Source organism: Nonomuraea sp. SYSU D8015, from assembly GCF_008065375.1.
Lineage (GTDB): Bacteria > Actinomycetota > Actinomycetes > Streptosporangiales > Streptosporangiaceae > Nonomuraea.
The window spans coordinates 1-25,204 of sequence record NZ_VJYI01000036.1 but is presented as its reverse complement, the minus strand read 5'-3'; the positions used below and the strand labels follow the sequence as shown (position 1 = coordinate 25,204).

Sequence of the window (25,204 nt, the reverse complement as noted above, 5' to 3'; positions counted from 1 at the left end):
GCCTGACCCACGGACCCGTCCGGAGAAGCCGGAGGGCCGGCGCGGGACCCCCGCACCGGCCCTCCCGAGTGAACCGTCAGCCGAACAGCGCGGGCAGCGCCGCCTCGTGCGTTTCCCGCAGCTCCTCGATGGAGACCTCGAACACGTCTTCGACCACCAGCGACGAACCCCCGGTGTGCCCGAGCCCGTAGCACGGCACGTCGTGCCGCCCGCACAGCGACGCGAACTCCTCGTAGGCCTCCGGCCGCACCACGACCAGCGCCCGCGCCGCCGACTCGCTGAACAGGTCGACGAAGGGGTCGCCGGACAGCGTCACGGTGGCACCGACGCCACGGGCGAGGCACGACTCGGCCAGCGCCACGGCGAGGCCGCCGTCCGACAGGTCGTGCGATCCGTCGACCAGCCCCCGGCGCGCGGCCTCCACCAGCACGGTCGCCAGCGCCCGCTCCGCCTCCAGGCTGGCATGCGGCGGCAGCCCGCCCAGGTGGTGGTGGGCGACGTGGGCCCACTCCGAGCCGCCGAACTCCTCGCGCGTGTCGCCGAGCAGCACGACCCGCAGGCCCTCCGCCACGAACCCGGACGGCACCCGCTTGGCGACGTCCTCGATGACGCCGAGCACGCCCACGACCGGCGTCGGGTGGATGGCCGTGGCGCCCGTCTGGTTGTAGAAGGAGACGTTGCCGCCGGTCACGGGCACGCCGAGGGTCCGGCACGCGTCGGCCAGGCCGCGCACGGCCTCGGCGAACTGCCACATGACCTCCGGGTCCTCGGGGGAGCCGAAGTTGAGGCAGTTGGTGACGGCCAGAGGCTTGGCTCCGGTCACGGCCACGTTGCGGTAGGCCTCGGCCAGCGCGAGCTGCGCGCCCGCGTACGGGTCGAGCTTGGCGTAGCGCCCGTTGCCGTCGGTGGCCAGCGCGATGCCCCGGGTCGTCGGCTCAGCCCCGGCGATGGCCTCCGAGATCCGCAGCATCCCGGCGTCCGCCGGCTGGGCCAGCACGGTGTTGGACCGGACGTAGCGGTCGTATTGAGAGGTCACCCACTCCTTGGAGGCCAGGTTGGGCGAGCCGAGCAGCTGGAGCAGCGTGGCCCGCAGGTCGGCGGGCCGCTCCAGCCGGTCGGGGGTGTCGGCGTTGAGCGCGGACTGCCCGGCCGGCTCGTGGTAGGGACGCTCGTAGACTGGCCCCTCGTCGGCGGCCGTGCCCGGCGGGATGTCGACGATGACCTCGCCGTCCCACGTCATGACCAGACGCCCCGTGTCGGTGACCTCGCCGATGACGGTGGCCGGGACGTCCCACTTCTCGCAGATCGCCATGAACGCGGGGATGTCGTCGGGCCGGACCACGGCCATCATGCGCTCCTGCGACTCGCTCATGAGGATCTCCTCAGGGCGGAGCGAAGGGTCGCGGAGCGGGACCAGGTTGAGGTCGACGTGCATGCCGCCGGTGCCCTTGGCGGCCAGCTCGGTGGTGGCGCAGGAGACGCCGGCCGCGCCGAGGTCCTGGATGCCGACCACGACGTCGGCGGCGTACAGCTCCAGGCAGCACTCGATGAGCAGCTTCTCCATGAACGGGTCGCCCACCTGCACGGCGGGCCGCTTGGCCTGCGACTCGTCCTCGAACGTGGCGCTCGCCAGCACGCTCGCGCCGCCGATCCCGTCGGGGCCGGTGGAGGCGCCGAACAGCACCACCTTGTTGCCGGGTCCCGGTGCGGTGGCCAGCTTGATCTGGTCTTTGCGCAGCAGGCCCACGCACAGGGCGTTGACCAGCGGGTTGCCGATGTAGCAGGGGTCGAAGACGACCTCGCCGCCGATGTTGGGCAGGCCCAGGCAGTTGCCGTAGTGGCTGATGCCCTCGACCACGCCCGGCAGCACGCGGCGGGTGTCGACGGCGTCGGCGCCGCCGAAACGCAGGGAGTCCATGACCGCGATCGGGCGCGCGCCCATCGACATGATGTCGCGGACGATCCCGCCGACGCCGGTGGCGGCGCCCTGGTGCGGCTCGACGTATGACGGGTGGTTGTGCGACTCGATCTTGAAAGTGGCCGCCCAGCCGTCGCCGATGTCGACCACGCCGGCGTTCTCACCCATGCCGACCAGCAGCGCGTCGGACTTCGGGGCCTTGGTGGCGAACTGCCGCAGGTGCACCTTCGACGACTTGTACGAGCAGTGCTCGGACCACATGACGCTGTAGATGGCCAGCTCGGAGCCGGTGGGACGGCGACCGAGGATCTCCTTGACCCGGTCGTACTCGTCCTGCTTCATCCCCAGCTCGGCGAAGGGCATCGGCTCGTCGGGCGTCTCGACCGCCCGCTTCACATTGTCCGTGCTCATGCGTCCACCAGGTTCTTGAGAATGGAGGTGAAGAAGCCGAGGCCGTCGGTGCTCGGCGCGCCGACCAGCTCCTCGACCGCGTGCTCGGGGTGCGGCATGAGACCGACCACGTTGCCCGCCGCGTTGCGGATGCCGGCGATGTCGTTGAGCGAGCCGTTGGGGTTGCCGAGGTAGCGGACGACCACCTGGCCGTTCGCCTCCAGCTCGGCGAGCGTGTCGGCGTCGGCGACGTAGCGGCCCTCGCCGTGCTTGATCGGCAGCACGATCTCCTGGCCTGGGGCGAACGCGTTGGTCCACGGGGTCGCGGTCTGCTCGATCCTGAGCTTCTGGTCGCGGCAGATGTAGTGGAGGGACGCGTTGCGGGTCAGCGCGCCCGGCAGCAGGTGCGCCTCGCAGAGGATCTGGAACCCGTTGCACGTGCCGAGCACGGGCAGCCCCGCCTTGGCTGCCGGGACCAGCTCGTCCATGAGCGGCGCGAACCGCGAGATGGCGCCGCAGCGCAGGTAGTCGCCGTAGGAGAAGCCGCCGGGCAGGAACACGGCGTCCACTCCCTTCAGGTCATGGTCGGCGTGCCACAGCGGAACCGCCTGTGCGCCCACGAGGCGCACGGCCCTGGCGGCGTCCTGGTCGTCGAGAGTTCCTGGAAACGTGACTACGCCCACACGGGCAGCGCTCATGACAGTCGTCCCCTCCGAGGAAATGCGCGCGCACGCGCCACCGTCTCTTCGGGGTCGGACGGTGGTCTGCGGCGGTCTTCTCAGGTTATCGGGTGCTCTCGCGTGGTCCGCATCGGCTCGCGCGTCCTGTGGACGCATCCAGCATGTCCGGCGGACGCCCAGGTCAGACGGCTGCGAGCTCCCGTGGACGGGCGTCTTCGCTCTCGTCCCAGTCGAGCTGCTTGCGGAGGTGGACCGTGGTGCCGCGGCCCGGCGTGATGCCGAAGGAGATCTCGTCGACCACGGAGCGCATGATCAGCAGGCCGCGGCCGTTCTCTGTGTCAGGAGGGGGGAAGTGCGGCGGGATCGTCGGCACCCCGTTGCCGTTGTCCGCCACTCGGACGTCGCACCGTCCGTAGCCGATCGAAGCCGTCACCTCGTAGCGGTTGGCGGGCCCCCCGTGCCGCACCGCATTGGAGCACGCCTCGGACACGGCGAGCAGCATGTCGGCGATGCAGGTCTCGCTCACGTTCAGTGAGCGCATGGCATCGCCGAGCACTCGCCTGACCATCGGTATGCCGATCGCATCCCGAGGCAGTGCCAACGAGAACTCAATATCCACCGGACTCCTCCGGGCGCCAGAATGTCACCTGGAGTAGGTTTCCCTGTGAAATCGGGGCTAACCGCAAAATCACGTTGTTGTTATTTACTGTTGGCATGCCCGTGGCATTGTGGCATGTCCGAACCCGGCTTTAAGCGCCCAGGGGGAAATCCGGGGGCCATATCTCCCGTCTAGCCCTCAACCCGGACGCTGTAGTCCTCGATCACCGTGTTGGCCAGCAGGGTCTCGGCCATCTTGCGCACCTCGGCGAGCGCCGCCTCGTCGGCCGGACCGTCGAGTTCGACCTCGAAGCGCTTGCCCTGACGTACGGCCGAGACGCCGGAGAAGCCGAGCCTGGGCAGCGCCCGCGCGATCGCCTGGCCCTGCGGGTCGAGGATCTCGGGCTTCAGCATGACGTCCACGATGACGCGCGCCACGGCATACCTCCTCGTGAGGGTTGGGAAAGCCAGCGTCTCTGATCGGCTGCAGGAGCCGATCGCGTCACGCCCTGGTGCCGACGCCGGCGCCGGTCCGTTGGTGCGTGCCCCTCCGGACGCTTGCCCAGCCGACCGAAGGGTCGGATGGAGGAGGGTGGCCCGCGTCGCCTGAGCACGGGGCCTGCTGTAACAACCTACCAGCGTGTGTGGCTGCCTACACAACGGGAACGGGGAGAGCATGGGGCTTGCGCGCAGGGCTGTGACGTCTGCCACGATGTCCCCAAACGCGTACGAACCACCACCACATGGTTCATCGCTTAGAAGGCCGGCCCTAGGGTGGCAACCCCATCAAGACCGGCCCCGACCGCACAGGAGTGGCACGTGACAGTCGACGCCTCTCGTGGTGCTGCTGACGCACCCCCGGAGCTCGTCCAGCTGCTCACCCCCGAGGGAGAGCGGGTCGAGCACCCCGACTACGACATCGACCTGACCCCCGACGAGGTCCGGTCCCTCTACCGCGACCTCGTGCTCGTCCGCCGCGTCGATCTTGAGGCCGTGGCGCTGCAACGCCAGGGCGAGCTCGGCATCTGGGCCTCGTTGCTGGGCCAGGAGGCGGCCCAGATCGGCTCGGGCCGCGCGCTGACCGACGTGGACATGGCCTTCCCCACCTACCGCGAGCACGGCGTGGCGTGGTGCCGCGACGTGGACCCGGTGAAGCTGCTGGGCCTGTTCCGCGGGGTCAACCACGGCGGATGGGACCCGAAGGAGCACAACTTCCACCTCTACACCATCGTGATCGGCAGCCAGACGCTGCACGCGGTCGGGTACGCGATGGGCATCCAGCGCGACGACGCCACCGCCGCCACGATCGTCTACTTCGGCGACGGCGCCACCTCGCAGGGCGACGTCAACGAGTCGTTCATCTGGGCCAGCGTGTTCAACGCGCCCATCGTCTTCTTCTGCCAGAACAACCAGTGGGCCATCTCCGAGCCGCTGGAGAAGCAGACCCGCATCCCCCTCTACCGCCGCGCGTCCGGCTTCGGCTTCCCGGGGATCCGGGTGGACGGCAACGACGTGTTCGCCTGCCTGGCGGTCACGCGCAAGGCGCTGGAGGCCGCGCGCACCGGGCAGGGGCCGACGCTCATCGAGGCGTTCACGTACCGGATGGGCGCCCACACCACCACCGACGACCCCACGCGCTACCGGGTGGCCAGCGAGCTGGAGGCGTGGAAGCTGAAGGACCCGATCGAGCGGGTCAAGGCCTACCTGTTCAAGAACGAGCTGGCCGACCAGGCGTTCTTCGACTCCATTGACGCCGAGGCCGACCAGCTGGGCGCCGACCTGCGCCGGCGCTGCCTGGCCATGCCCGACCCCGAGCCGCTCGACATCTTCGACCACGTCTACAGCGAGCCCCACGCCCTGATCGAGCAGGAGCGCGCCCAGTTCGCCGCGTATTTGGAGGGGTTCGAGCGATGACGGTGATGAGCTTGTCGAAGGCGCTCAACGAGGGCATGCGCAAGGCCATGGAGGACGACTCCAAGGTTCTCATCATGGGGGAGGACGTCGGCAAGCTGGGCGGCGTCTTCCGCGTCACCGACGGCCTGCAGAAGGACTTCGGCGAGGACCGCGTCATCGACACGCCGCTGGCCGAGTCCGGCATCGTCGGCACCGCCATCGGGCTGGCGCTGCGCGGTTACCGGCCGGTGTGCGAGATCCAGTTCGACGGGTTCGTCTTCCCCGCGGCCGACCAGATCATCACGCAGCTGGCCAAGATGCCGATGCGGTCGCTGGGCGCGATCAAGCTGCCGGTGGTCGTACGGATCCCGTGCGGCGGCGGCATCGGCGCGGTCGAGCACCACAGCGAGTCCCCCGAGGCGTACTTCACCCACACCGCCGGGCTGCGCGTCGTGGCCTGCTCCAACCCCGCCGACGCGTACACCATGATCCAGCAGGCCATCCGCAGCGACGACCCGGTCCTGTTCTTCGAGCCCAAGCGCCGCTACTGGGAGAAGGCCGACATCGACACCACCTCCACCGACTGGTGGACGCCGCTGCACGCGGCCAAGGTGGTGCGCGAGGGGACCGGCGCCACGCTGCTGGCGTACGGCCCGATGGTCAAGACCTGCCTGGAGGCGGCCACGGCCGCCGAGGACGAGGGGCGTTCGCTGGAGGTCATCGACCTGCGCTCGCTCAACCCGCTGGACGAGCCCGTGATCATGAACTCCGTACGCCGGACCGGTCGGGTCGTGGTGGTCCACGAGGCGCCCGTGAACAGCGGGTTCGGCGCCGAGCTCGCGGCCAGGATCACCGAGCGGTGCTTCTACCACCTGGAGGCCCCGGTGCTGCGGGTCGGCGGCTTCTCCACCCCCTACCCCCCGTCGAAGCTGGAGGAGCACTACCTGCCCGACCTCGACCGAGTGCTCGACGCCGTCGACCGCGCCTTCGGGTACTGAGAGGGGCTCCTCATGCGACGCGAGTTCAAGCTCCCGGACGTCGGCGAGGGCCTCACCGAGGCCGAGATCGTCCGCTGGCACGTCAAGCCGGGCGATGCCGTCAAGGTCAACCAGATCGTCGTCGAGATCGAGACCGCCAAGTCCATCGTGGAGCTGCCGATCCCGTGGGACGGGGCGGTGGCCGGCCTGCTGGCCGAGGAGGGCCAGACGGTCGACGTGGGCAGCCCCATCATCGCCGTGGACACCGCCGAGGAGGCCGCGGCGGGCGGTGGGGCGGAGGGCCGGGGCGGGGCCCTGGCCGAGGACATGGTCCCCGAGCCGCCGGCGGAGGGCGCCGTCGAGCCCGGCGCCCACGGAAGCCCTGCTCCCAAGGAGGAACGCCAGTCGGTGCTGGTCGGCTACGGCGTCAAGACCGGCGCCACACAACGCCGCCCCCGCAAACGCACCGCGACCGACATCCCTGCGGACTCGGTGGCCAACACTGCGCGCGTAGCGGTGGACGGCCCACCCCCGCCAGGAGCCGCCCCCACTGCTCCAGCCGCTGCTGTCGCGCCCGGCGCGCCGAGCGTCCCCACCGCTCCAGGCGCCCCCGTCTCACCCGGCGCCGGGTCGGGGGGACGTGGTGCGGCGGAGGCCGGCGCGACGGGTACGGCGCCCGGCCGGGTGGCCGTGCTCGCCAAGCCGCCGGTCCGGAAGCTGGCCAAGGACCTCGGCGTCGACCTCACCGCCGTCACCGGCACCGGCCCCCAGGGCTCGATCACCCGGGAGGACGTCCACGCGGCAGCGGAGGAGTCGGCGGCGGAAGCCCCAGAACTGCCGACACAGCTGCTGGAGGAGCGCATCCCCATCAAGGGCGTGCGCAAGCTGACCGCCCAGGCGATGGTCGCCAGCGCCTTCACAGCCCCCCACGTCACCGAATTCCTCCAGATCGACATGACGAGGACGATGGAGGCGGTCCAGCGCCTGCGCACGCTCCCCGACTTCGCCGACGTCAAGGTCTCCCCGCTGCTCCTGGTGGCCAAGGCCGTCCTGACCGCCGCCAGGCGCCACCCCATGATCAACTCCTTCTGGGACGAGGCCGCCCAGGAGATCGTCGTCAAGCACTACGTGAACCTCGGGATAGCCGCCGCCACCCCCAGGGGCCTGGTGGTGCCCAACATCAAGAACGCCCAGGCCCTGTCGCTCCCCGACCTGGCCAGGCACCTGGCCCAGCTGACGGAGACGGCGCGGGCGGGCCGCACCCAGCCGGCCGAGATGTCCGGCGGCACGATCACGATCACCAACGTCGGCGTGTTCGGCGTGGACGCCGGCACCCCCATACTCAACCCCGGCGAGACGGCGATCCTCGCCTTCGGCCAGGTCAGGGACATGCCGTGGGTGGTGGACGGTGAGCTCGCGGTCCGCAAGGTGACGACTTTGTCGCTCTCCTTCGACCACCGGATCGTGGACGGCGAGCTGGGCTCGCGCTTCCTGCGCGACGTGGGCGACATGCTGGAGGACCCGCTCCGCATCATCGCCTGGAGCTAGGGCAGAGGGGCTGTCCAGGAAAGCGGTGACCGCCGGGAGGACCCCTCTCCCGGCGATCACCGCGGGCCCGGCACGAGAGCGCGCTTGCTCTCCGCGGTAGGCCCGTGCGATGCGATCCACACGGGCGCCCCCATGACGTCTGAGACGGCGGCGACCCAGTCTGATACACGCTCTTCAAAAACAGGTTTCGCCCGCATCATCCGCGCGGTTCGATCTATGTCACGCTCGAAGGGGACCGGGGGATCGTAGGAGACACACATCCGCGAGACCGGCACGTCGAGGTGGGTGAGCGCGAGGAGGTCCACGCCGCCGGCCGCCGAGCAGGCGTACCGGTGGGCGACCGCGTCGAAGTGCCCCGACCGGAACGGCCCCTGCCACGGCCCGGTCACGTTGTGCGGCTCGGGCGGCTCCAGCGTCGGGTCCTCGGTCACCAGCGGCCCCGGCCCGTGCCGGGTCGTGTACGTCCGCAGCACCCCCAGCCGCACCGCCCCCACCCCGCCGAGCAGCTCCTCCGCGTTGGCGAACGTGGTCGTGCTCCACGTCGTGTACGGATCGAACCCCCAGTTCTCGTCGAGCAGCACCCCCTGAGCCCCTTCGAACACCACGGGCCCCGATGAGACCAGCCGATCCACAAAGGAGTCGTCCACGAGCCGCACCCGCTCGGCGAACGCCCGGTACGCGGCCACGCAATCCTCCACGGGCGGCCCCTGTACCCCCAGCGCCTCCCGCAGCACCCGCAGCTTGTGCGCCAGCACACGCGGCGGATCCCCCGCCCGCGGCGCCGCCGGCCCGTGCTCCAGCCAGTACGCCATCACCTCCCCGACGCCCATCCCGCAGGACCCGTGCCGCGCGTCACCCCGCGCCAGCTCCCGCCGCCGCCCCGCCTCCACGTGGTACGGCGTCGCCAGCAACGCGTCCCGGTCCACGGTGATCATCGAGAAGGGGTCGGCCACCCCCAGCCGCTCCAGATGCGCCGCCTCCGCCGCCAACGCCAGCGGATCGACCACCACGAACCGCGACAGATGCGTCGGCACCCCGCGTAAGGTCCCCGACCCGAACTGCGCGAACGTATGGTGCCTCCCGTCGGCGAGCACCACGTTGTGCCCGGCCTGGGCGCCGCCGTTGAACCGCACCACCGCCTCCACGTCCCGCGTGGCGCACAGCCAGTCCACGACGGTGCCCTTGCCGGCGTCGCCGTACCCGAGGTCGACGACGATCACGTGCTCACTCATGCCGGCCGCGACCCCGTTCCAGCGCGCGGCGCACCGACCGGCCGGCCTTGGAGCCCAGCTCGACCAGGTGCTCCAGCCCTTCGTCCAGGTCGATCGCGTGCTCGCCGAGCCCGACCGTGAGCGCGATGGTCTCGCACACGGCGTCGAGGTCGTCGAGCTCCAGCACGTTCTGGCCGAGCAGTCGCCTCCACGTGCTCAGCACCTGGCGGTCGCCGGCGTGGCTCGCCCCGCGCGGCACGATGAAGTAGGTGTCGTATTTCGTCACGAGCTCGTCGACGATGTCCTCGACCCGGAGCCGCCCGGGCACGCGGTCGCCGATGACGTCGTGGGCCGCCCGCGCGGAGAGCCGGGGATACGGCATCTCGTCGCCGATGATGAACAGGTAGCCGCGCTTGCCGCGCTTCTCGAGGCAGTCGATCGAGGTGTGCCTGGCCATGAAGTACATCGCCAGCTCGTACGACTCGGTCATCTGCCCGCCGCCCCCGCCTTCCAGCAGGATCAAGCCGAGCTGGTCGTCCATGCGGTTGTCGGACTCGAACTGGCCGACCTGCAGCGGCGCCCGGTCGCAGGTGGCGTCGCCGATCGCGCCGAACATGACCTGCGGGTCGGTCGCGTACCCCTTGCGCAGCAGCAGCCCGAGCAGGTCGGGCAGCTTGCTCTGCAGGATGCGCGGCACCCGCCCCATCGAGCCGGTCACGTCGAACAGGACCGCGACGGCCAGCGAGTCGGGGTGCTCGGCGGAGTCGCGGCTCTCGCGCGTGACGCCGTACGGGTCGAGGTCGGGATGGGTGGTCCTGGCGCCCTCGTCGCTGTAGGCGAAGGCGCTGCGGCCGGAGGCCGCGCGGTAGTGGGCGGCCGAGAAGTAGACGTCCGCGGACCAGATGCCGCTGCCCATGGGTTTCTCCCTCACGTCATCGGATTTCGTCCTCGCGTGCCGGTCGCAGCAGCGCGGGGTGGAGCAGCCGGGCGTCGCCGGCGCGGTAGAGCTTGGCGCGCGGCCCGCCCCTGGGGCCGCCCGTCTCGGTGGTCTGGCCGGTGCCCTCGACGAACCCCGGCACGGACAGGACCTTGCGGTGGAAGTTGCCCGCGTGCAGCGGTGTGCCCCACACGGTCTCGTAGATCAGCCGCAGGTCGGAGATGGTGAACAGCTCCCCTGCGAACGCCGTGGCCAGCGGCGTGTACTCCAGCTTCGACCGGGCCCGCTCGACCCCGTCGGCCAGGATGCGGGCGTGGTCGAAGGCCAGCGTTGGCACGTCGTCCACCGGGTGCCAGACGGCCGCGGCCGCGTCGGTGCCGGCCTGCGGATCAGGCAGGTCGGGGGCGAAGGCGAGGTAGGCGATCGACACCACGCGCATCCGCGGGTCCCGGCCCGGGCCGCCGTAGCTGGCGAGCTGCTCCAGATGCGCCGGCCTGGTGGCCACGCCGGTCTCCTCGGCCAGCTCGCGCACGGCGGCCTCGGGCAGGTCCTCGTCCGGCCTGATGAACCCGCCGGGCAGCGCCCACGCGCCCGCGTACGGCTCCACGCCCCGCTCGACGATGAGGACGTGCAGCCGCCGGTCGCGGATGGTCAGGGCCACCACGTCGACCGTCACCGCGACCGGGGCGTAGAGCCGCGGGTTGTACTCGGCCAGGAAATCCTCCACGGAAGCACGTCCTTCTCACTCTGAGTCAATCTCAATCTGAGAATAACTCTGGCGATGAAGGAATGTCGATAGGGTTTCCCCATGATTCGCCACATCGTGCTGTTCACGTGGACCGACGACGCCACCGACGAGCAGAAGGCCGCGGTGACGGCCGAGCTTCGCAAGCTGCCCGGCGTCATCCCGCAGCTGCGCTCCTACACCGTGGGCGCCGACGCGGGCATCAACCAGGGCAACCACGACTACGCGGTGGTGGCCGACTTCGACAGCGTCGACGACTACCTCGTCTACCGCGACCATCCGCAGCACCAGGCCGTGATCGCCCAGCACATCAAGCCCATCCTGGCCTCGCGGGCGGCCGCGCAGCTCAGCGTCTAGATCTCCGGCGGGTTGTTCTCCCGGTGCATCAGCCGGTCGTCGGAGGTGCGGCCCCGCTTCGGGGCCAGCACGATGCTCAGCACCACGCCCACGCCGCCCACGATCATGAAGATGACGCCGATGACGTCCATGCGGACCGCCTCGCCGAACACTTTAGGGTCGATCGCGAACTTCAGGATGGCGCCGAGCGTGAGGAAGAAGATGCTGATCCCGACACCCATGACGACCTCCAGGCAAAAGGCGAGTACGCCGACCGTCATACCCGCGTAACGGCGATCACACCCCTCAGGCCAGACAGGACAAGGGCCGTCCGCCGTTGTAGGTGATCATGTCGAGCACGGCCGCCGCCAGATCGACGGCCTGCCCGTCGAGGTCGGCGTAGGCGCGGTGCAGGTTTCCCACGATCCGCTCGGAGTCCAGCAGCCCGCCCCACTCGCCCAGGTCGGTCTCCCTGGCCGCGTCCAGCGGCGACAGCCCCGCCTCGCGAGCGCGCACGGCGGTCTCCCGCACGAACCTCAGGTAGCCCTCGACCCGGTCGAACACCTCGGGGCCGCACACCTCGCCGTGCCCCGGCACAATGGTCTCCGCGCCCAGCTCCCTGAGCTGCGCGAGCGCGTCGATCGCGCCCGTGACCGAGCCCATCAGCACGAAGGGCGTGCCGCCGTTGAAGACGAGATCACCGGAGAACAGCAGTCGCCGCTCGGGGATCCACACGTAGGAGTCGTTGGTCGTGTGCGCGGCGAGCCCGACGTGCCTGACCTCGCACCGAAGGTCGTCGGAGTACACGGTGATCCGGTCGGTGAAGGTCAGGAACGGCGGCGTCGGCTCCATCCTGCCCCATTCCACCTCGGGCGACCACGCGGGAAGGTAGGCCGGGACGCCCTCGGCCAGGATCCGCTCCCGCACGCCCTCGTGCCCCACGATCGTGGCCTCGGGGAACAGCCAGTTGCCGAAGGTGTGGTCGCCGTGGTGGTGGGTGTTGATCAGCGTGGTGATCGGCCGGTCGCTGACCTTGGCGACGGCCTCGCGGAACTGCCGCGTGCGGCGCTCGGTGGAGCAGGCGTCGACGCAGATCACGCCGCGCCGCCCGGCCAGGAATCCGGTGTTGTTGATCCACCAGCTCCCGTCGGGCTGGACGTAGGCGTAGACGCCGTCGGAGACCTCTTCGACCCGCGGCGGCGGCAGGGGGTGGTCGTGTGCGGAGGAGCTCATGCCGCGAAGGTACTCCGTTCCCCGGCAGAGCGCCTGCGCGGGCGCTCTGCCGGGGGTGGCGGGGTCTAGAAGGCCTCCTCGGGGAGCTCCATGAGCTCCTGGCCGGTGGAGGCCACGACGCGCCGCTCGGCGGCCAGCCGGGGCAGCACGGTCTTGGCGAAGAACCCGGCCGCGGCGACCTTGCCCAGGTAGAACGGGTCCTCGCTCGCACCGAGCTTGGACAGCGCCACCTCGGCCTGGCGCAGCAGCAGCCAGCCGATCACCAGGTCACCCAGCGCCAGGAGGAACCTGGTGCTGTTGAGCCCGACCTTGTAGACCTCCTGCGGCTTCTCCAGCGAGCCGAGCGCCCAGCCCGCCATGGTGTCGCCCATGGCCTTGACCTCGGCGGCGGCCTCGGCGAGCAGCTTGCGCTCCTCCTTGAGCCGGCCGTTGCCCGCCTCGGAACCGGCGAACTCGTTGATCTCGGTCAGGAGCGAGCCGAGCGCCGAGCCCTGGTTGCGCAGGATCTTCCTGAAGAACAGGTCGAGACCCTGGATCGCCGTCGTGCCCTCGTACAGGGAGTCGATCTTGGCGTCCCTGATGTACTGCTCGATCGGGTAGTCCTGCAGGTAGCCGGAGCCGCCCAGGGTCTGCAGCGAGCGGGAGAGCAGCTCGTACGACCGCTCCGAGCCGACGCCCTTGACGATCGGCAGCAGGAGGTCGTTCATCTCGTCCGCGTGCCGGTCGTCCGGGTCGATCAGGATCGCGTCCTGGAACGTGGCCGTGTAGAGCACCAGCGCCCGCATGCCCTCCGCGTACGCCTTCTGCAACATGAGCTCGCGCCGCACGTCCGGGTGGTGGGTGATGGTCACGCGCGGGGCGGTCTTGTCCGTCATCCGCGTCATGTCCGCGCCCTGGACCCGGTTCTTGGCGTACTCGAGGGCGTTGAGGTAGCCGGTGGAGAGCGTGGCGATGGCCTTGGTGCCGACCATCATGCGGGCGTGCTCGATCACCATGAACATCTGCTTGATGCCCTCGTGCACCTCGCCGACCAGCCAGCCGACCGCCGGGTGCTTGTCGCCGAACGTGAGCTCGCAGGTCGTGGAGACCTTCAGGCCCATCTTCTTCTCGACGTTGGTGACGTAGACGCCGTTGCGCTCGCCGAGCTCGCCGGTCTCCAGGTCCACGTGGTACTTCGGCACCAGGAACATCGACAGGCCCTTGGTGCCGGGGCCGTGGCCCTCGGGGCGGGCCAGCACCAGGTGGAAGATGTTCTCCGTCATGTCCTGCTCGGCGCTGGTGATGAAGCGCTTGACGCCCTCGATGTGCCAGCTGCCGTCGGGCTGCCGCGTCGCCTTGGCCCGCCCGGCGCCGACGTCGGAGCCCGCGTCCGGCTCGGTGAGCACCATCGTGGCGCCCCAGTCGCGCTCCATGGCCAGCTCGGCGAAGCGCTTCTGCTCCGGGGTGCCCAGCTTCCACAGGGTGTAGGCGAAGTTCGGGCCCGCGCCGTACATGTACAGCGCCGGGTTCGCGCCCAGCACCATCTCGGCCGCCGCCCAGGCCAGGCTCCGCGGGATGCCGGGGCCGCCCAGCTCGGCCGGCAGGTCGAGATGCGTCCATCCGCCCTCGGCCAGCGCTTTGTACGACTTCTTGAAGCCCTCGGGGAGCTTCACGGAGCCGGTCGCGGGGTCGAAGACCGGTGGATGCCGGTCGCCTTCCTCGAAAGAATCCGCCAGGACCCCGGTGGCCAGCCTGTTGACCTCCTCGAGGATGCTGCGGGCCACATCCTCGTCCACTTCAGCAAAGGGCCCCGTGCCGAGGATCTCGCGTCGCCCGAAGACCTCGAAGAGGTTGAACTCCAGGTCACGTACGTTGCTCTTGTAGTGGCCCATGGGTGTCGATCTCCTTGAACCGAGGGCTTATGTACTGGCGAGTAACCTTACTCTGAAATACTACCCGTGGGTAACCCTCGGCATGCATGGCATGCTCGTCTCCATGGACGCCGAAGAACTCGCCGCCCGATGGCGAGAGCGACTGGAATCCTGGGCGATACCGGAGAAAATCCTGGCCCAAGCGCAGGAGGATCCGTGGAGCCACTCGCCGGAGCGGTTCGGCACCCGCACCGACCGGGCGCTGGCCGAGCCGGACGACGGGCCCACCATGATCCGCCTGGCCGAGGCGCTGCCCGACAAGGGCACGGTCCTCGACGTGGGCTCGGGGCCCGGAGCCTCCTCCCTGCCGCTGCGGGATCGCATCGGCCACCTTTACGCGGTGGACACCTCGGGCGCCATGCTGGAGGGGCTCACGCTCAGGGCGGACAAGCTCGGGGTGCCGGTCACGACCTTCGAGGGGCGCTGGCCGGACGTGGCGGACCAGGCGCCGGTGGCCGACGTGTCCATCTCCGCGCACGTGGTCTACAACGTCCCTGATCTGGCCGACTTCCTGCGGGCGCTCGACGGTCACACGCGCGGGCGGGTGGTGCTGGAGTTGCCGCACCGCCATCCCATGAGCTGGATGACGCCGCTCTGGCAGCACTTCCACGGGGTGGGCCGGCCGGTGCGGCCGATCGCCGAGGACTGCGTGGCGCTGGCGGCGGCGCTGGGCTTCGCGGTGCAGGTGGAGGAGAGGGAAGCCCCTCTGGAACGTTTCACGTCGCTGGAGGAGTTGGCGGCCAGCGCGTGCCGGCGGGTCTGCCTGGATCCGTCCAGGGCGGAGGAGGTGGCCGAGACGGTGGTGGAGCTCGGCATGTGGCCGGTGCCGCGCGACCGGTGGGTCACGGTTTGGTGGGACAAAAAACCGGCTTGACGGCTTTGGCGGTGTCGCGGTTGTGTGGTCCCATGATCGAGATCCAGGCTGTCACGATCGACGCCGAAAATCCGTACGAGATCGCCAGCTGGTGGAGCAAGGCCACGGGGCTGCCCCTGGGAGAGGGGGACAAACCGGGCGACGACGACGTCATGGTGCGGACCGGGCAGGACCCGTTTCTGCTGTTCCAGCGCGTGCCCGAGGGTAAGACCGTGAAGAACCGGGTGCACCTCGACGTCATGGCGACGGAGGGCCGGACGAGGGACGAGGAAGTGGAGCGGCTGATCGGGCTTGGCGCGACCGTTCACGCCGATCTGCGCCAGCCCGACGGCAGCGGCTGGGTGACGATGCTCGATCCCGAGGGCAACGAGTTCTGCGTGTGCCGGAACGAGGCCGAGCGGGAGTCACAGGGCTGAGCGGTCACCGGGCGTCGCGCGCCCGGCCCCGCATCGTGAGCGTCAGGATGCCGGCGATCAGGTAGACCAGCGCGCCGTGCCACAGGGCGTGCCAGGCCGACCCGAAGACCCCCTCGCCGTCCAGCACCAGCTGCACCGGGTAGTCCAGCACCGCCGTGATGCCCGCGGGCAGCAGCGCGAACTTCCACGGATGCCGCAGCGACCAGAGGCGGGCCTGGCGGGTCACCCGGTCGCCGTCGTTCGGCTTGGAGACCGCACCGATCGCGGCGATCAGGGCGAACAGGCTGATGCCGAGGCCCAGCGCCCACACCAGGTCGCCGCCGTCCGTGAGCAGCCCCATCCCGTAGCTGGCCGCGGTCACGACTCCGCCGCCGATGGCGGCGGTCTTCCAAGGGGCGCCACGCAGGGCGGCGCCCGAAAGCGAGACCTCATCGCGTCGACTGATTTCGTTCATGTCTCGATCGTGCCTTTGAGGATCCCTTGAGGGCATCGGGGACGGACCCTGAGCCGTCCCTGACATGATTCGGACATGCGAGAAATCGGCATCGTGCAACTCGGGGCGGGAGACGGGCAGCGGCTGCGGGACGTCCGGCTGCGGGCGCTCCAGGACTCGCCGGAGTCCTTCGCGTCCACCTACGAGCGGGAGGTGGCGTTCCCGCCGGAGAAATGGACTGAACGGCTGAGCAATCCGGAGTCGCGGTGGTGGGTGGCCGAGACCGGCGACGGTGTGGACGTGGGGCTCGTGTGCATGCTCCTGGAGGAGTCCGGGGCCTATCTGCTGTCCATGTGGGTGGCGCCGGAGGCCAGGGGTGCGGGCGTGGGCTCCCGGCTGGTCGACGCGGCAGTCGGCTGGGCCCGGGCCGCCGGCGCCGAGCAGGCGCAGCTCTGGGTCGTGGACGGCAACGACGCCGCCCGCGCGTTCTACGTCCGCAAGGGATTCGTGCCGAGCGGCAAGGTCGGCACGATCACGCGGGAGCCGTCGGGCGTCGAGGTCCCGGAGACCCACTACGTGCTGTCCCTGATCTTCCGGCATGCCCGCAGGGAGGACGTGCCCGCGATCGTGGCGATGCTGGCCGACGACCCGCTGGGCGCCGAACGCGAGGGCGACCCGGCCGACGAGCGCTATCTGGCGGCCTTCGACCGGATCGACGCCGACCCCCACGACGAGCTGATCGTGGCCGAGCGCGACGGGAAGGCGGTGGGCACGATGCAGTTGACGTACCTGGCCGGGCTGTCGCGGCTGGGCGCCGAGCGGTGCCAGATCGAGGCCGTCAGGGTCGCGGCGTCCACGCGCGGCCAGGGGCTCGGCCGCCAGATGATCCAGTGGGCCGTCGACCGGGCGCGGGCCCGCGGCTGCGCCATGGTGCAGCTCACGTCCGACAACTCACGCACGGACGCCCACCGCTTCTACGACTCGCTCGGCTTCACGGCCTCCCACGTGGGCTACAAGCTTAAACTGCGGTGATCTCCACCAGGTTGTCGTGATAGCCGGGGCCCTTGCCCATGTCGGCGTCCCGCTCGGCCACGACGGCGTTCGGGTTGGCGCCGCCCGGGCTGAGCTTCGGCCAGCGGCCCTTCTGCGAGGCCACCACCCCGGCCGACACCCGGTCGCTGATCTCCACGTCGGCCAGGAACTCGCCGCCGTCGTTGTGGACCCGTACCCGCTGGCCGTCCGCCAGGCCGCGCGCCGCCGCGTCGGCCCGGTTGACCAGCACCACCGGGTCCTTGGCGCGGCGCCGCAGTTCCGGGTTGTTGCCGAAGATCGTGTTGAGGAACGTGTGCGAGGCGGGCGTGACCAGCGCCAGCGGGTACGGCGAGCGCCCCGACTCCCGGGCCGTGTACGACGGGACGTACGCCTGACCGGCCCGCGGGAAGCGCAGCCGCCCCGACGGCGTCGGGAAGCCTTCGGCGAACGGGGCGAACGGTTTGGGATAGTTCATCCGCACCCAGCCCTCCTTGCGCAGCCGGTCGAGGGTGATGCCCTCCAGCGACGGGTGCCCACTGGACAGCAGCTGCTCGGCCAGCTCCAGGTCCGAGTCGTAGAGCGACGGCTCCGTCATCCCCATGTGCGCGGCCAGCCGGCGGAACGTCTCGGTCGTGGACAGGCACTCGCCCGGCGGCTCGACGGCGGGCTCGTTCCACAGCAGGTACATGTGCCCGTAGCCGGCGTGCAGGTCGTAGTGCTCGGTCTGCATGGTCGCGGGCAGCACGATGTCGGCGTAGTCCACGGTGTCGGTCGGGAACTGCTCCATGACGACCGTGAACAGGTCCTCGCGGGCGAGTTGGCGCCTGATGGCGTTCGCGTCGGGGGTCGAGCCGAGCGGGTTGGCCGCGTACACCCACAGGCACTTCACATCGTGCAGCTGGGAGGCCAGCTTGGTCATGACCAGCGTGCGGACCGGCTTGGCCAGCAGGTCGTCGCGCTGATCGACGGAGAGGTGCACGTGGCCGCTGGTCGAGAACGCCACGCCGCCACCAGGGTGCCGCCAGTCGCCGGTGACGCCGGGGATCGTGGCGATCGTGCGCAGCGCAGTGCCGCCGCCGGCGTGCCGCTGAAGGCCGTGCGTGGCGCGGATGGCGGTCGGGCGCGTACGGGCCAGTCTCGTCCCCAGGCTGTGGATGGCCGCGGCCGGGATTCCGGTGATCTCGGCGACCTTCTCGACGGGATGGCCGAGGATCTCCTGGCGGAACTCCTCCCAGCCCTCGGTGTGCTCGGCCAGGAACTCCTCGTCCTGCGCGTTCTCCGCGAGCACGACGTTGAGCAGCCCCAGCGCGAGCGCCGCGTCCGTGCCCGGCCTGATCGCCAGGTACTCGTCGGCCTGGTCGGCGGTCCTGGTGCGGATGGGGTCGATGGCGACCACGTACGCGCCGTTGGCCCGGGCGTCCTGGATGAACTTCCACAGGTGGTGGCCGCTGGTCAGCGTGTTGGTGCCCCAGAGCAGGATGAGCTTGGCCAGGGCGAAGTTCTCCGGGTCCATGCCGGCCGCGGTGCCGTTCGTACGGTTGAGACCGCTGCTCCCGGCCGCCGAGCAGATGTTGAGCCAGTGCTTGGAGGCGCCCAGCAGGTTCCAGAACCGGCGGCCCGCCACGCCCTCGCACCCCTGCAGGTATCCGAGGGTGCCGGTGCCCAGGTACGGCCAGATGGCCTCGCCGCCGTGCTCGTCGACGATGGCGCGCAGCCGCGCGGAGATCTCCTCCAGCGCCTCGTCCCAGGTGATCCGCTCGAACCGGCCCGAGCCCTTGGGCCCGACGCGGCGCATCGGGTAGAGGATGCGGTCGGCCGCCTGGGTGTGCTCCAGATAGCGGTTGACCTTCACGCAGAGTGCGCCTCTGGTGTACGGGTGATCGGGGTTGCCGCGTAGTTTGACCGCCTTGCCGTCGTCGACGGTGACGATCCAGGAGCACGTGTCCGGGCAGTCCAGCGGACATGCCCCCAAAATCCTCATTTCACCCGACATGGGACACAGCGTATTTCGCTCCTGCGTCTCGGGCCACCGCGCTGCTGGACGCCGTCCCGCGGGGTGCGATACCGATGGGGGCGGGGACCAGTGCCGCGGCCGCGGGCACAATCGGGGACACTGGAGGTAAAGATCGCACGGTCCGACCGGGAAGGTGCAGAATCGCTGTCGGTGGCCGATATCAGGGAACGAGCTGACACGGGGGACCTCGCGGAGGGGGATCCAGCCGTGGCCGAGTCACGCGCGGAAACCGACGTCTACGTCGTGGAGCCGCTCCTGCCTCAGCGCCTGCGCCGCCCCTCCGACCTGCTGCGCTTCTTCGCCACGCTCGTCGTGCTCGGCGCGGTCATCCTCCTCGCCCTGGTCGCCAAGCAGACGCTCATCGGCCTGGAGGAGGACGTCAAGGAGGGCACCGAGCTGGTCCCGCTGCTCAGCAGGATCGCGGCCTTCCTCGGCGGCGCGGCCGTGCTCGTGGTGCCCGCGGCGTTCGCCGTCGAGCGGGTCTTCCACCGCGACGGGCTGCGCGTCGCCGAGGGACTGATCGCCGCGATCGTCGGCATGGCCGGGTCGTTCCTGCTCGGGCAGTGGCTCGTCGGGGGCAACGTCGACGACCTGCGCGTGCTGCTGACCGGCAACCGCGACATCGAGCCGCTCAACACGCTGCTCACCTCGGTGGTCGCCTACGCCACGGCCGTCCGCATCTCCCGCCGCCCCACGTGGCGGATGCTGATGTGGACCACGATCGCCCTCTACATCCTCGCCTTCTTCTCCGGCCGGCAGATCACTTTGCCGAGCGCCATCGTGACCGTGGTGGTCGGCATGGCCATCGGCTACGCCACCCTGTACGGCGTCGGCAGCCCCAACACCAGACCGCCGGGCAGCGCCGTGGTGGCCGCGCTCCGCAAGCTGTCGTTCTCCGTGGTCTCGGCCCGCCGCATCGAGGACGACCACCAGGGCAGCCGCCGCTACGCCATCGGGCTCAGGGACGGCACCAGCCTCGACGTCACCGTGCTCGACCGCGACCGGCAGGTGGCCGGGCTGCCGTACCGGCTGTGGCGGCGCATCAGGCTCAACTCCGAGACCAGACGCCGGGCCATCAGGTCGCTCAGAGCCGAGCTGGAGCGCGAGGCGCTCATGGCGTACGCCGCCCAGGCGGCCGGCGCGAGCACGCCCCGCCTGCTCGGCACCAGCGAGATCGGCACCGAGGCCGCGCTGCTCGCCTACGAGCACATCGAGACCCGCCCCCTCGACGGGGTGCCCGACGCGGAGATCGACGACGCCCTGCTCGCCCAGATCTGGGAGCAGGTCGAGCTGCTGCAGGTCCAGCGTCTGGCGCACCGGCGGCTCACCGGCGACAGCATCCACCTCGACCGGGCCGGCCGCGTGGTCCTGACCGACGCGCGCAGCGGCGAGATCGCCGCCGGCGACCTGCTGCTCCGGCTCGACGTCGCCCAGCTGCTCACCTACCTGGCGCTGCGCGTCGGCCCCGAGCGCTCGGTGCGGGCCGCGGCGGCCGTGATGGGCCCCGAGGCGCTGGCCGCCGCCCTGCCGCTGCTCCAGCGCATCGCCCTGACCCGGGAGACCCGCGCGGCCCTGGCCAAGCAGAAAAACCTCCTGGCCGCGCTCCGCGAGCAGATCGTCGCGCTCAAGCCGGAAGGCAAGGTCGAGGAGATACGCCTCGAACGGTTCCGTCCGCGCACGCTGATCACCATTATCGCCAGCACGATCGCCGCGTACATCGTGCTGTCCCAGCTCAGCCAGGTGGACGTCTACCAGGTGATCACCACCGCCAACTGGGCGTGGTCGGGGCTGGCGCTGGTCGCCTCGTTCGGGAGCTTCGTGGCCGCGGCGCTGATGTTGCGCGGGTTCGTGCCCGAGCCGCTGCCCCTCTGGCGTACCGTGCTCGTGCAGTTCGCGTCGTCGTTCGTCAAGCTCGTCGCGCCGCCGGCCGTGGGCGCGGTCGCGATCAACACTCGCTACCTGCAGAAACGCGGCATCACGCCGGCGAGCGCGGTGGCCAGCGTGGGCGCCTCACAGCTGATCATGCTGGTCTTCCACATCGCGTTGCTGCTGCTGTTCGCCTACATCACCGGCTCGACCACCACCACCTCCTTCACGCCGTCGCGCGGGCTCGTCGTGGCGCTGCTGGCCATCGCGCTGCTGGTCGTCGTGGTGCTGGGCGTGCCACCCGTGCGCAGGATGCTCACCTCGCGGCTACGCAAGCTGTTCGGCAACGTGCTGCCCCGGCTGCTCGACGTGCTGCAGTCGCCGCTCAAGATGATCGAGGCGGGCGTGGGCACCCTCATGATCACCATCACGTTCGTGGCCTGCCTCAACGCGTGCGTGGCGGCGTTCGGCGGCGAGATCAGCTTCACCGCCGTCGCCGTCGTCTACCTCACGGCCAACGCGATCGGCTCGGCCGCGCCCACGCCCGGCGGGCTCGGCGCGGTCGAGGCCGCGCTCATCCTGGGACTGATCGCAGCGGGGGTGCCCCGGGAGGTGGCCACGTCGGCCGTGCTGCTGTACCGGCTGCTCACGTTCTGGCTCCCGGTGCTGCCCGGCTGGGCCTCCTTCACCTACCTCCAGCGGCACGAGTCCCTGTGATTTTGGCTATGGCCTCGAGTTCGTCTTCCGTGAAGGCGGGGCCGTCCACGCAGGCCACGTTGTCCTCCAACTGCTTCACGCTGCTCGCGCCGATGAGCACGCTCGTCACCCGCGGGTCCCTGAGCGTCCACGACAACGCCATCTGAGCCAGCGTCTGCCCCCTGCCCCTGGCGATCTCATTGAGATCGCGGGCCAGCTGCCGATCGATCTTGTCCTCGCTCAGGAAGCGGCTGGTGGCGGCCCTCGAGTCGGCGGGCACCCCGTCCAGATAGCGGTCGGTCAGAAGGCCCTGGGCCAGCGGCGAGAAGACGATGCAGCCCATCCCCGCCTCCTCCAGCGCGTCCAGCAGCCCGTCCTCGATCCACCGGTTGATCATCGAGTACGACGGCTGGTGGATGAGCAGCGGTGTGCCCAGCTCCCGCATGATCCGCGCGGCCTGGGTGGTCTGCTCGGCCGAGTAGTTGGAGATGCCCGCGTACAGCGCCTTGCCGGAGCGCACCGCCCGGTCCAGGGCCCCCATCGTCTCCTCCAGCGGCGTCTCCGGGTCGGGACGGTGGCTGTAGAAGATGTCCACGTAGTCCAGGCCCATACGCTTGAGTGACTGGTCGAGGCTGGCCAGGACGTATTTGCGCGAGCCCCACTCGCCGTACGGGCCGGGCCACATGTCGTACCCGGCCTTGGTGGAGATGATCAGCTCGTCCCGGTAGGGGGCGAAGTCATCGCGCAGGATGCGGCCGAAGTTCTTCTCCGCCGAGCCGTACGGGACGCCGTAGTTGTTGGCCAGGTCGAAGTGCGTCACCCCAAGGTCGAACGCCCGCCGCAGGATCGCCCGCGAGTTCTCGATCGGCCGGTTGTCGCCGAAGTTGTGCCACAGGCCCAGGGAGACCGCGGGCAGCTTCAGACCGCTGCGGCCGCTGCGGTTGTACGGCTGACGCTCGTAGCGTCGCTCGTCGGCCTGGTAGGTGGTCATGAGGTGCCCCTTTCGATGATCCAGGAGAGCGCGAAGGCCTCCTCGCGCCAGGCGTCGTAGCGCCCGCTCCGCCCGCCGTGGCCGGCTCCCATCTCCGTCTTGAGCAGGAAGGGGCCGCCCTTCGCGGTCGCCCGCAGCCTGGCGATCCATTTCGCCGGCTCGTGGTAGAGGACGCGGGTGTCGTTCAGGCTGGTGATCGCCAGGATCGGCGGGTACGGTCTGCCGTCCACGTTCTCGTACGGCGTGTAGCTCTTCATGTAGGCGTACACGTCAGGGTTGTGCAGGGGATCGCCCCACTCGTCCCATTCGATCACGGTGAGGGGCAGCGACGGGTCGAGAATGGTGTTGAGCGCGTCCACGAACGGCACCTCGGCCACCACGCCCGCGAACTCCTCCGGCGCCAGGTTGGCCGCGGCGCCCATCAGCAGGCCGCCCGCCGAGCCGCCCCTGGCGATGATCCGCTCACTCCAGCCGGTCGCCTTCAGGTGCCTGGCCACGGCCACGAAGTCGGTGAACGTGTTGCGCTTCCTGGTGAGCTTGCCCTCCTCGTACCAGCGGCGGCCCATCTCCCCGCCGCCCCTGACGTGCGCGACCGCGAAGACGAACCCGCGGTCCAGCAGGGACAGCCTGGGGACCGAGAAACTCGGGTCGATGGAGGTCTCGTAGCTTCCGTACCCGTACAGCACGGTCGGGGCGGGCTTGGCGGCATCCTTCCGCTTCACGATCGAGACCGGGATCTTCGTCCCGTCCTCCGCCGTGGCCCACTCACGGAACTGCTCGTAGTCCGCCGGGTCGTAGCCGCCCAGGACGGGGCGGCGCTTGAGCAGGATGAGCTCGTGGGTGTCCAGCTCGTAGTCGTACACGCTGGGCGGGGTGACCATGCTCGTGTACGCCAGCCTGAGCCGCCTGGTCGAGAACTCCGGATTGCCGGCCGGGCCCACGTCGAAGAGCGGTTCGGGAAAGTCGATCTCGTACGCGTTCCGCTCGGCCGCCTCGATCCGCTCCCGCCACTCCTGGATCGTGCCCGCGTAGGGCAGGACGCGCAGGCCGGTCAGCCCGTCGCGGCGGAAGTGCACGACGGCGTGGTCCGCGAACGCGTCGATCTCCAGGAGCCTGGTGTCGTCGCGGTGAGCGATGATCGGCGTCCAGGCGCCGGGCTCGTCGAGCGGGGCCGTGGCCACCTCGAAGTTCTCGGCGTTCTCGTTGTGCAGGACGTAGAAGAAGTCGCCGGCGTGCTCGACGCTGTACTCCACGCCGGTCTTCCGCGGGCGGACGACCTTGAACTCGCCCGTGGGGTCGGCGGCGTCGAGGACGCGCACCTCGCTGGTGATCTTGCTGCCTGCGCCGAGCACCAGATACCGCTCGCTGCGGGTGAGCCCGATGCCCACCCAGTAGCGCTCGTCGGTCTCCTCGTACACCAGGACGTCCTCCTGGGTGCCGAGGGTGTGCCGGTAGACCTGGTAAGGGCGCCAGGCGTCGTCGACGCGCGTGTAGAAGAACGTCGAGCCGTCGGCCGACCAGGCGCCTCCGTAGAAGATGTCCTTGATCTCGTCGGGCAGGAGCTCGCCCGTCTCGAGGTTCTTGAATCTCAGCGTGAAGCGCTCGTCGCCCTTGTAGTCGGTCGAGTAGGCGAGCATGGTGCCGTCGGGCGTGACGGCGCTGGTGCCGATCGAGAAGAACGGGCTGTCGCCGGCGAGCTCGTTGCCGTCGAGGATCACCTGCTCGCGGTCGAGCCGGACCCCCGGCACGATCTCCGGCGGCGCCTCGCCGTCGGCGGGGACGCGGCAGGAGACCGCGTACTGCTTGCCCTCCTCGGTGCGGCTGAAATACCACCACGCGCCCTTGCGGCTGGGCACCGACAGGTCGGTTTCCTGCGTGCGGCCCTTGATCTCCTGGAACACCTGCTCCTGGAGGTCGGCGAGGTGAGCGGTCTGCTGCTTGAGAAACTCGTTCTCCGCCTCCAAGTAGGCCTTGGTGTCGGGATCTTCCTTGTTGCTCAGCCAGGCGTACTCGTCGATGACGGTGTCGCCGTGGTGGGTTCGCTCAGTAGGGATCTTCTTTGCCACTGGTGGCGTGTAGCTGCTCACGTGGGGAGTCTATGTTCGGTCGTGATCGTTCTGTGTCCGTAGAACGCGACGAACTGTCCCGAGCGGTCGAGAGCCGCTGCTAATCTTTAAGAGCCGACGAGATGCGGCACATCCCTCCTCCATCACTCAGGTGACTTTGGTGTGTGTGCTGTGCCGTGGTTGCCGGCAATCCCTTCTGACTCGCCGGTCGCGAAGATCGGTTCGCTGATCCGTCTGCGGGCTGGTAAGTTAGAAGAGTTGTTTCCAGCCGGTCCGGTCAATTTGACAGGGGCTAGAGCGGCTGAAAGAATTAAGACACAACGGAAGACCGAAACGAAAGCGCCGGAAGACGCGTCCGTTTCTTGAGAACTCAACAGTGTGTTAAAAGCCAGTGCATGTGCATCACACATGTAACACCCCGTCATTGGATTGACGGTTTTG

23 protein-coding genes and 1 pseudogene are annotated in these 25,204 nt (G+C 69.8%); 9 read left to right on the top strand and 15 right to left on the bottom strand.

From position 1 onward, the window contains the following. Window positions 1-76: 76 nt before the first annotated feature. From purL to purS, 4 genes are all read right to left on the bottom strand, one after another. Window positions 77-2,329: a phosphoribosylformylglycinamidine synthase subunit PurL gene (purL, locus tag ID574_RS55035; protein ID WP_188197088.1), complete on the bottom strand. Its 2,253-nt coding sequence runs from the start codon at window positions 2,327-2,329 to the stop codon at window positions 77-79. Further along, complete coding sequence (gene purQ, locus ID574_RS55030) at window positions 2,326-3,006, bottom strand: phosphoribosylformylglycinamidine synthase subunit PurQ (RefSeq protein WP_188197087.1); 681 nt, start codon at window positions 3,004-3,006, stop codon at window positions 2,326-2,328. The genes purL and purQ overlap by 4 nt, the downstream gene beginning before the upstream one ends. Window positions 3,007-3,169: 163 nt before the next feature. Then, entirely contained in the window at window positions 3,170-3,556 is a 387-nt protein-coding gene (locus tag ID574_RS55025) for an ATP-binding protein (protein ID WP_188197086.1), read from the bottom strand. Between the two features lie 221 nt (window positions 3,557-3,777). Then, window positions 3,778-4,023, bottom strand: coding sequence for a phosphoribosylformylglycinamidine synthase subunit PurS (gene purS / locus ID574_RS55020; RefSeq protein ID WP_188197085.1), 246 nt, complete (start codon window positions 4,021-4,023; stop codon window positions 3,778-3,780). Window positions 4,024-4,404: 381 nt separating this feature from the next. Here purS and pdhA point away from each other — a divergent pair, with 381 nt between their 5' ends. The 3 genes from pdhA to ID574_RS55005 are packed head-to-tail and all read left to right on the top strand — an operon-like array spanning window position 4,405 to window position 8,003. Continuing rightward, window positions 4,405-5,499, top strand: a complete 1,095-nt coding sequence (gene pdhA / locus ID574_RS55015) for a pyruvate dehydrogenase (acetyl-transferring) E1 component subunit alpha (protein WP_188197084.1) — start codon at window positions 4,405-4,407, stop codon at window positions 5,497-5,499. Further along, window positions 5,496-6,476, top strand: a complete 981-nt coding sequence (locus tag ID574_RS55010) for an alpha-ketoacid dehydrogenase subunit beta (RefSeq protein WP_188197083.1) — start codon at window positions 5,496-5,498, stop codon at window positions 6,474-6,476. Before pdhA ends, ID574_RS55010 begins: the two co-directional genes overlap by 4 nt. Before the next feature lie 12 nt (window positions 6,477-6,488). Further along, complete coding sequence (locus ID574_RS55005) at window positions 6,489-8,003, top strand: dihydrolipoamide acetyltransferase family protein (protein WP_188197082.1); 1,515 nt, start codon at window positions 6,489-6,491, stop codon at window positions 8,001-8,003. A gap of 56 nt (window positions 8,004-8,059) precedes the next feature. Here ID574_RS55005 and ID574_RS55000 read toward each other — a convergent pair whose 3' ends face one another. Genes ID574_RS55000 through ID574_RS54990 form a run of 3 tightly spaced genes read right to left on the bottom strand, consistent with a single transcriptional unit; the run spans window position 8,060 to window position 10,878 of the window. Continuing rightward, window positions 8,060-9,235: an adenylosuccinate synthetase gene (locus tag ID574_RS55000; RefSeq protein ID WP_188197081.1), complete on the bottom strand. Its 1,176-nt coding sequence runs from the start codon at window positions 9,233-9,235 to the stop codon at window positions 8,060-8,062. Further along, entirely contained in the window at window positions 9,228-10,130 is a 903-nt protein-coding gene (locus tag ID574_RS54995) for a hypothetical protein (RefSeq protein WP_188197080.1), read from the bottom strand. Before ID574_RS54995 ends, ID574_RS55000 begins: the two co-directional genes overlap by 8 nt. Before the next feature lie 16 nt (window positions 10,131-10,146). Next, window positions 10,147-10,878: an NUDIX hydrolase gene (locus ID574_RS54990; RefSeq protein WP_188197079.1), complete on the bottom strand. Its 732-nt coding sequence runs from the start codon at window positions 10,876-10,878 to the stop codon at window positions 10,147-10,149. 81 nt (window positions 10,879-10,959) lie between these two features. On the opposite strand from ID574_RS54990, the gene ID574_RS54985 reads away from it, so the two are divergent. Next, window positions 10,960-11,253 (top strand): Dabb family protein, encoded by a 294-nt coding sequence (locus ID574_RS54985; RefSeq protein ID WP_188197078.1) that lies wholly within the window; start codon window positions 10,960-10,962, stop codon window positions 11,251-11,253. On the opposite strand, the gene ID574_RS54980 is transcribed toward ID574_RS54985, so the two are convergent. The 3 genes from ID574_RS54980 to ID574_RS54970 form a co-directional block, all read right to left on the bottom strand. Further along, window positions 11,250-11,474 carry a hypothetical protein gene (locus tag ID574_RS54980; protein ID WP_188197077.1) on the bottom strand — a complete coding sequence of 75 codons (225 nt, stop codon included), beginning with the start codon at window positions 11,472-11,474 and terminating at the stop codon, window positions 11,250-11,252. The two genes, ID574_RS54985 and ID574_RS54980, sit on opposite strands and share 4 nt — an antisense overlap. Window positions 11,475-11,538: 64 nt before the next feature. After that, window positions 11,539-12,465, bottom strand: coding sequence for an MBL fold metallo-hydrolase (locus ID574_RS54975; protein ID WP_188197076.1), 927 nt, complete (start codon window positions 12,463-12,465; stop codon window positions 11,539-11,541). 65 nt (window positions 12,466-12,530) lie between these two features. Further along, window positions 12,531-14,336, bottom strand: coding sequence for an acyl-CoA dehydrogenase (locus tag ID574_RS54970; RefSeq protein ID WP_188197075.1), 1,806 nt, complete (start codon window positions 14,334-14,336; stop codon window positions 12,531-12,533). Window positions 14,337-14,439: 103 nt separating this feature from the next. Between ID574_RS54970 and ID574_RS54965 the strand changes: the two genes are divergently transcribed. Continuing rightward, the gene (locus tag ID574_RS54965) at window positions 14,440-15,249 is read left to right on the top strand and encodes a class I SAM-dependent methyltransferase (protein ID WP_223168095.1); all 810 of its coding nucleotides are present in this window, start codon (window positions 14,440-14,442) and stop codon (window positions 15,247-15,249) included. 32 nt (window positions 15,250-15,281) lie between these two features. Then, complete coding sequence (locus ID574_RS54960) at window positions 15,282-15,665, top strand: VOC family protein (RefSeq protein WP_188197073.1); 384 nt, start codon at window positions 15,282-15,284, stop codon at window positions 15,663-15,665. 4 nt (window positions 15,666-15,669) lie between these two features. Here the strand turns inward: ID574_RS54960 and ID574_RS54955 are convergent, their stop codons facing one another. Then, entirely contained in the window at window positions 15,670-16,119 is a 450-nt protein-coding gene (locus ID574_RS54955) for a hypothetical protein (protein WP_188197072.1), read from the bottom strand. Window positions 16,120-16,194: 75 nt separating this feature from the next. Here ID574_RS54955 and ID574_RS61235 point away from each other — a divergent pair. Both ID574_RS61235 and ID574_RS61230 read left to right on the top strand, forming a co-directional pair. Next, window positions 16,195-16,608, top strand: a pseudogene (locus tag ID574_RS61235) (GNAT family N-acetyltransferase); the annotation flags it as partial. Window positions 16,609-16,731: 123 nt separating this feature from the next. Beyond that, window positions 16,732-17,130, top strand: coding sequence for a GNAT family N-acetyltransferase (locus tag ID574_RS61230; protein WP_223168099.1), 399 nt, complete (start codon window positions 16,732-16,734; stop codon window positions 17,128-17,130). On the opposite strand, the gene ID574_RS54945 is transcribed toward ID574_RS61230, so the two are convergent. Beyond that, window positions 17,117-19,123, bottom strand: coding sequence for a molybdopterin-containing oxidoreductase family protein (locus tag ID574_RS54945; RefSeq protein WP_223168094.1), 2,007 nt, complete (start codon window positions 19,121-19,123; stop codon window positions 17,117-17,119). The two genes, ID574_RS61230 and ID574_RS54945, sit on opposite strands and share 14 nt — an antisense overlap. A gap of 228 nt (window positions 19,124-19,351) precedes the next feature. Here ID574_RS54945 and ID574_RS54940 point away from each other — a divergent pair, with 228 nt between their 5' ends. After that, entirely contained in the window at window positions 19,352-21,727 is a 2,376-nt protein-coding gene (locus ID574_RS54940) for a lysylphosphatidylglycerol synthase transmembrane domain-containing protein (RefSeq protein ID WP_188197070.1), read from the top strand. Here ID574_RS54940 and mgrA read toward each other — a convergent pair. The 3 genes from mgrA to ID574_RS61225 form a co-directional block, all read right to left on the bottom strand. Next, window positions 21,696-22,697, bottom strand: coding sequence for an L-glyceraldehyde 3-phosphate reductase (mgrA, locus tag ID574_RS54935; RefSeq protein WP_188197069.1), 1,002 nt, complete (start codon window positions 22,695-22,697; stop codon window positions 21,696-21,698). The two genes, ID574_RS54940 and mgrA, sit on opposite strands and share 32 nt — an antisense overlap. Continuing rightward, the gene (locus ID574_RS54930; protein ID WP_188197068.1) at window positions 22,694-24,784 is read right to left on the bottom strand and encodes a S9 family peptidase; all 2,091 of its coding nucleotides are present in this window, start codon (window positions 24,782-24,784) and stop codon (window positions 22,694-22,696) included. Before ID574_RS54930 ends, mgrA begins: the two co-directional genes overlap by 4 nt. 122 nt (window positions 24,785-24,906) lie before the next feature. Next, on the bottom strand, window positions 24,907-25,204 hold a 298-nt coding region (locus tag ID574_RS61225; protein WP_223168093.1), incomplete at its 5' end, for a hypothetical protein.